Below are 6997 nucleotides of genomic sequence, written 5' to 3' on the forward strand. Positions count from 1 at the left end.
CGAACAGGCAGGATAGCCTCTGATTTGAAGGTTCTTTTGGCGGGCAGTACTCACCTTTATATGCTCTCCGTCGGCATAAAGAGTGAACCGTTTATCCGACAATGACGCTTTTATACGGCACGACAAAAAATGTTAACCACGGCGAAAACTGAAGCACATCAGCTTAAGGGATCACAATGCAGAATGGTGCAATGAAGGCCTGGCTGGATTCCTCGTATCTGGCGGGGGCGAACCAGTCCTACATAGAGCAGCTCTATGAAGATTATTTAACCGATCCGGCCTCAATCGACACCAGTTGGCAAACGCTTTTCCAGCAAATGGTGGCGACGGGAGTCAAACCCGATCAACTGCACTCTCAAACCCGAGACTATTTTCGTCGTCTGGCGAAGGACAGCTCGCGGTATACCTCCTCTATCCACGATCCGGACAGCGACGCCAAACAGGTCAAGGTGCTGCAGCTGATTAATGCGTTTCGCTTTCGCGGCCATCAGCATGCCAACCTCGACCCGCTGGATCTTTGGAAACAAGAGGCCGTTCCTGACCTCGGCCTCGCCTATCACAATCTGACCGAAGCAGATTTGGACGATACCTTTAATGTCGGTTCGTTCGCTATCGGCAAAGAGACCATGAAGCTGCGGGATTTGTACGCTGCGCTGCGGCAGACATACTGCGGCCCCATCGGCGCGGAGTACATGCATATTACCAATACGGAAGAGAAACGCTGGATTCAGCAGCGCATCGAATCCGTGGTCGGTCAGCCGTCATTCAGTGTCGATGAGCGTAAGCGTTTTCTGAAAGAGTTGACGGCGGCGGAAGGCCTGGAGCGCTATCTGGGCGCGAAATTCCCCGGCGCCAAACGTTTCTCTCTGGAAGGCGGGGACGCGCTGATCCCGATGCTGAAGGAAATCGTGCGGCATGCCGGTAAAAACGGCACGCGCGAGGTCGTCTTGGGAATGGCGCACCGCGGACGTCTGAATGTGCTGGTCAACGTCCTGGGTAAAAAGCCGCAGGATCTGTTCGACGAGTTCATCGGCAAGCACAAGGAGCATCTCGGCACGGGCGATGTGAAATATCATCAGGGCTTCTCTTCGGATGTCGATACTGAAGGCGGCAGAGTGCACCTTGCATTGGCCTTCAACCCCTCGCATCTGGAGATCGTCAGCCCGGTCGTCATCGGCTCGGTGCGGGCGCGTCTGGACCGTCTGGATAATCCCAGCAGCGCGCTGGTCCTCCCCATCACCATTCACGGCGATGCGGCCATGACTGGGCAGGGCGTGGTGCAGGAAACGCTGAATATGTCCAAAGCGCGCGGTTACGACGTCGGCGGTACGATCCGCATCGTCATCAATAACCAGATAGGATTCACGACCTCCAATCCGCGCGACGCGCGCTCGACCGAATACTGTACCGACATCGGAAAAATGGTGCAGGCGCCCATTTTCCACGTGAATGCGGATGACCCCGAGGCCGTGGCCTTCGTAACCCAACTGGCGCTCGACTTCCGCAACACCTTCAAGCGTGATGTCTTCATTGACATGGTGTGTTACCGCCGCCATGGACACAACGAGGCCGATGAACCGAGCGCCACGCAGCCCCTGATGTATCACAAAATCAAAAAGCACCCGACGCCGCGTAAAATCTACGCGGACCGTCTGGAGCAGCAACAGCTGATTCAGCTTGAAGACGCGACCGAGATGGTCAATCTGTACCGCGATGCGCTCGACGCGGGCGAATGCGTGGTGGAAGAGTGGCTGCCGATGGACATGCAGGCGCTGGCGTGGATGCCCTATCTTAATCACGACTGGGATGAAGATTACCCGTATCAGATTGAGATGAAGCGCCTGCAGGAGCTGGCCCGTCGAATCAGCACAATCCCCCCGGCGATAGAAATGCAATCCCGGGTGGCGAAGATCTACAACGACCGCGCTGAGATGGCGGAGGGCAGAAAGCCTTTTGACTGGGGCGGCGCCGAAACGCTGGCCTACGCCACGCTGGTAGATGAGGGCATACCTATCCGGCTGTCGGGTGAAGATACCGGCCGCGGCACCTTCTTCCACCGTCACGCGGTTGTCCACAACCAGAAAAACGGCTCAACCTATACGCCGCTGTCGCATGTGCATAACGCACAGGGAGAGTTTAAGGTATGGGACTCGGTGCTCTCGGAAGAGGCGGTGCTGGCTTTCGAGTACGGCTATGCCACGGCCGAGCCGCGTACGCTGACCATCTGGGAGGCGCAGTTTGGCGACTTCGCCAACGGCGCACAGGTGGTTATCGATCAGTTCATCAGCTCCGGCGAGCAGAAGTGGGGACGGATGTGCGGCTTGGTGATGCTGCTGCCGCACGGCTATGAAGGGCAGGGTCCGGAACACTCCTCGGCCCGCCTGGAACGTTATCTGCAGCTGTGCGCTGAACAAAATATGCAGGTCTGTATCCCCTCCACCCCGGCGCAGGTTTACCACATGCTGCGACGTCAGGCGCTACGCGGAATGCGGCGTCCGTTGGTGGTGATGTCGCCCAAGTCGCTGCTGCGTCATCCGTTGGCGACGTCGACGCTGGATGAGCTGGCCTCTGGCAAATTCCAGCCCGCGATCGGCGAAGCCGACGATATCGATCCGCGCGACGTGAAGCGAGTCGTGATGTGCGCCGGCAAGGTCTACTACGACCTGCTGGAAAAACGACGCAAGAATGAGCAGAAAAATGTGGCGATTGTCCGCATCGAGCAGCTGTATCCCTTCCCTCAGCAATATGTGCAGTCCGTGCTGGAACCGTATGCTCACGTTCACGATTTCGTCTGGTGTCAGGAAGAGCCGCTGAATCAGGGCGCCTGGTACTGCAGCCAGCATCATCTGCGCGAGGCGATCCCCTTCGGCGCTTCCCTGCGTTATGCCGGCAGACCGGCATCCGCATCGCCCGCCGTGGGTTATATGTCCGTCCACCAAAAGCAGCAGCAAGATCTTGTTGATGACGCGCTGAACGTTAATTGAATCAAAAGGATAAATAATGAGTAGCGTAGATATTCTTGTCCCCGACCTACCCGAATCCGTCGCTGACGCCACCGTGGCGACCTGGCGTAAGCAGCCGGGCGACAGCGTCCAGCGTGACGAAGTCCTGGTCGAGATTGAAACCGACAAGGTGGTGCTTGAAGTGCCAGCCTCCGAAGCCGGGATTTTGGATACGGTAATGGAAGCGGAAGGGGCGACCGTCGTCTCACGTCAAATCCTTGGACGCCTGCGCCCAGAGAACAGCAGCGGCAAGGAGTCCAGTGAAAAACCGACGAATAAAGAGTCTACTCCGGCCCAGCGTTACACCGCCGGTCTGGAAGAGGAAAGCAACGACGCGCTGAGCCCGGCCATTCGCCGGCTGATTGCCGAGCATGATTTGGATGCATCGGCGATGGTGGGCAGCGGCGTAGGTGGACGCATCACCCGGGAAGATGTCGAAAAACAGCTTGCCCGACAGCGCGACGCCGCCGCAGCCGCGCCAGCGGGCGCGGAAGAGGCGGCGGCAGTACCGGCAACTGACGCCTCATTGGATCGTCGCAGCGAAAAAAGGGTGCCGATGACCCGCCTGCGCAAGCGGGTAGCCGAGAGATTGCTCGAAGCCAAAAACAGCACGGCCATGCTGACGACATTTAACGAAGTCAATATGAAACCCGTGATGGATCTGCGTAAGCAGTACGGCGAAGCGTTTGAAAAGCGGCACGGCGTACGTCTGGGCTTTATGTCGTTCTACATTAAGGCCGTGGTTGAAGCGCTCAAACGCTTCCCCGAGGTGAATGCGTCGCTGGACGGTGAAGATGTCGTGTATCACAACTACTTCGACGTCAGCATCGCCGTTTCGACGCCGCGTGGTCTGGTCACGCCAGTGCTCAAGGACGTCGATTTACTGAGCATGGCGGATATCGAGAAAAAAATTAAGGAACTGGCAATTAAGGGCCGTGATGGCAAACTAACGGTGGATGAGTTGACAGGGGGAAACTTCACCATCACTAACGGCGGCGTATTTGGTTCATTGATGTCGACACCGATCATCAATCCGCCGCAAAGCGCGATTCTGGGGATGCACGCCATCAAGGATCGTCCGATGGCCGTTGAAGGGCAGGTGGTCATTTTGCCCATGATGTATTTGGCGCTTTCCTACGATCACCGGCTCATCGACGGCCGCGAATCAGTCAGTTTCCTGGTGACGATTAAAGACATGCTGGAAGATCCGGCTCGTCTGCTGCTGGACGTTTAAGGCGGGAGAGGGCGGCCTGACGCCGCCCTACGTCACCCAAGCCGTCTGCACGCCGCCACTCATGAAATCGCGGATTTATCTTCAAATATAAAATGGATTGAACACCATGAATTTACACGAATATCAGGCAAAACAGCTCTTTGCTCGGTATGGCATACCGGCTCCAGAGGGCTATGCCTGCAAGACGCCACGCGAGGCGGAAGAGGCTGCCGAGAAAATCGGCGCAGGCCCGTGGGTCGTCAAGTGCCAGGTGCATGCCGGGGGACGGGGTAAGTCAGGCGGGGTTAAAGTCGCCAAAAGCAAAGAAGAAATTCGCGCCTTCGCGGAAAACTGGTTGGGCAAGCAACTGGTCACTTACCAGACTGACGCCCACGGGCAGCCGGTGCAGCAGGTGCTGGTTGAAACGGCGACCGACATTGCCAGCGAACTATATCTCGGGGCCGTTGTCGATCGCGGCAGTCGTCGCGTCGTGTTTATGGCGTCCACGGAAGGCGGCGTAGAGATTGAAAAAGTCGCGCAGGAAACGCCTCATCTTATCCACAAAACAGCGCTGGACCCGTTGACCGGACCCTTGCCGTATCAGGGACGCGAGCTTGCTTTCAAACTGGGCCTAAGCGGTAAACAGGTTGCCCAATTCACCCAGATTTTCATGGGGTTGGCCAAGCTGTTTCTGGAGCGCGATCTGGCGTTGGTCGAGATCAACCCGCTGGTCATCACCGGGCAGGGCGAACTGCTCTGTCTGGACGGCAAGTTGGCGGTGGACGGCAATGCGCTGTTCCGTCAGCCCGAACTGCGTGAAATGCATGATCCGAGTCAGGTCGATGAGCGTGAGGAACACGCGGCGCAGTGGGAGCTAAACTATGTCGCGCTGGACGGCAATATCGGCTGTATGGTCAACGGCGCGGGCTTGGCGATGGGCACGATGGATATCGTGAAGCTGCATGGCGGCGCGCCGGCCAACTTTTTGGATGTGGGGGGCGGCGCGACCAAAGAGCGCGTGACCGAAGCCTTTAAAATCATCCTGTCAGACAGCAAAGTCAAAGCCGTTCTGGTCAATATTTTCGGCGGCATCGTACGCTGCGACCTGATCGCGGATGGCGTCATCGGCGCTGTGGCGGAAGTGGGGGTCAATGTACCGGTGGTCGTGCGTCTGGAAGGTAACAATGCGGATCTTGGCGCGCAGAAACTGGCGGAGAGCGGTCTGAATATCATTGCGGCAACCGGGCTGGCGGATGCGGCTCGGCAGGTGGTCGCGGCCGTGGAGGGAAAATAATGTCTATTCTGATCGATAAAAATACTAAAGTGATCTGCCAGGGCTTCACCGGGAGTCAGGGAACGTTTCACTCCGAACAGGCGATAGCCTATGGGACTCAGATGGTGGGTGGGGTCACGCCGGGAAAGGGCGGCACTCAACACTTGGGTTTGCCTGTGTTCAATACGGTTCGCGAGGCCGTTGCGGCTACCGGCGCGTCGGCCTCGGTCATCTATGTTCCGGCGCCTTTCTGCAAAGATTCGATTCTGGAAGCGATTGATGCGGGCATCGAGCTGATTATCTGCATTACCGAAGGTATCCCAACGCTGGACATGCTGACGGTGAAAGCCAAGCTGGAGCAGACCGGGGCGAGGATGATCGGCCCGAACTGTCCAGGCGTAATAACGCCGGGCGAATGTAAAATCGGCATTATGCCCGGTCATATTCATCTGCCCGGAAATGTCGGCATCGTTTCACGTTCCGGTACGCTGACCTATGAAGCCGTCAAGCAGACGACGGTCGTCGGCTTGGGCCAGTCTACCTGCGTCGGTATCGGCGGCGACCCGATCCCCGGATCCAACTTCATTGATGTCCTTGAGCTGTTTGAACAAGACCCGCTGACAAAAGCGATTGTAATGATTGGTGAAATCGGCGGAACCGCGGAGGAAGAGGCGGCGGCTTTCATCAAAGATCACGTGACCAAGCCCGTTGTCGCCTATATTGCAGGCGTCACTGCGCCGAAAGGGAAGCGGATGGGCCATGCGGGCGCCATCATCGCTGGCGGGAAAGGAACGGCTGACGAGAAGTTCGCGGCGCTGGAAGCGGCCGGCGTGAAGACGGTGCGTAGCCTCGCGGATATCGGCGAGGCGGTGAAAAGCATCATTAGCCGCTAATGGCAGGGAGCGATCGATTTAGCGAATAGCTACAGCATTATAACCGTCATAAAAACCATCTTCGGATGGTTTTTTTTTATGTTTGCGATAGGTGAATATTTTAATGGTAATGACTCTCATTTCCAAAGGTAACACTCAGGTAACAATGCAAACCCATAAATATAAAATCAGTCATCATTTAGAAACAAAAATACCGTAATTACCCTGATCGACACGTCGACAAATATTAATTATTGAAACGTTGTGGTCACGTCAAATTAACAATATCAGCCTAATGAAAATGAAATGTGCATTGTTGTTAACGTGAAAGGCGAATATTGCGCCAGGTCAAAAAATGCAGGCTGGATATCTTCACTAAAATACGCTTAAATTGCGCCCGATCAATTATCTGCCAAAGGTATGTGATTGTGAGGGCGGGGTTAAATCAAAACCCCAATCGGCGTCACGTAAAAACCTATTTATTACAGGGGATTGTAGGCGTAATATACCGGTCACTTCATTTTAGGTACGATATTGGTAATTTTTATAACCTTTTTTAGGCTTATTTTAATTGGACAGCATGTCGTGGTGTGATTCTCGTCATGCGATTTTTAAGCCTGTGTACAGCAACAAGTTG

General features: G+C 55.8%; 4 protein-coding genes. All 4 read left to right on the top strand.

The window, feature by feature from the left end:
- Positions 1 to 176: 176 nt before the first annotated feature.
- The gene (gene sucA / locus AU511_RS10585; RefSeq protein ID WP_094099674.1) at positions 177 to 2984 is read left to right on the top strand and encodes a 2-oxoglutarate dehydrogenase E1 component; all 2808 of its coding nucleotides are present in this window, start codon (positions 177 to 179) and stop codon (positions 2982 to 2984) included.
- A gap of 16 nt (positions 2985 to 3000) precedes the next feature.
- Positions 3001 to 4236, top strand: coding sequence for a 2-oxoglutarate dehydrogenase complex dihydrolipoyllysine-residue succinyltransferase (gene odhB / locus AU511_RS10590; protein WP_094109619.1), 1236 nt, complete (start codon positions 3001 to 3003; stop codon positions 4234 to 4236).
- A gap of 106 nt (positions 4237 to 4342) precedes the next feature.
- On the top strand, positions 4343 to 5509 hold the full coding sequence (sucC, locus tag AU511_RS10595; RefSeq protein ID WP_094109620.1) for an ADP-forming succinate--CoA ligase subunit beta: 1167 nt from the start codon (positions 4343 to 4345) through the stop codon (positions 5507 to 5509).
- Positions 5509 to 6381 carry a succinate--CoA ligase subunit alpha gene (gene sucD, locus AU511_RS10600; RefSeq protein WP_094109621.1) on the top strand — a complete coding sequence of 291 codons (873 nt, stop codon included), beginning with the start codon at positions 5509 to 5511 and terminating at the stop codon, positions 6379 to 6381. The genes sucC and sucD overlap by 1 nt, the downstream gene beginning before the upstream one ends.
- The last annotated feature ends 616 nt before the right edge of the window (positions 6382 to 6997 follow it).

Origin of the sequence: Lonsdalea iberica, assembly GCF_002111585.1 — a bacterium.
GTDB classification, from domain to species: Bacteria; Pseudomonadota; Gammaproteobacteria; order Enterobacterales; family Enterobacteriaceae; genus Lonsdalea; species Lonsdalea iberica.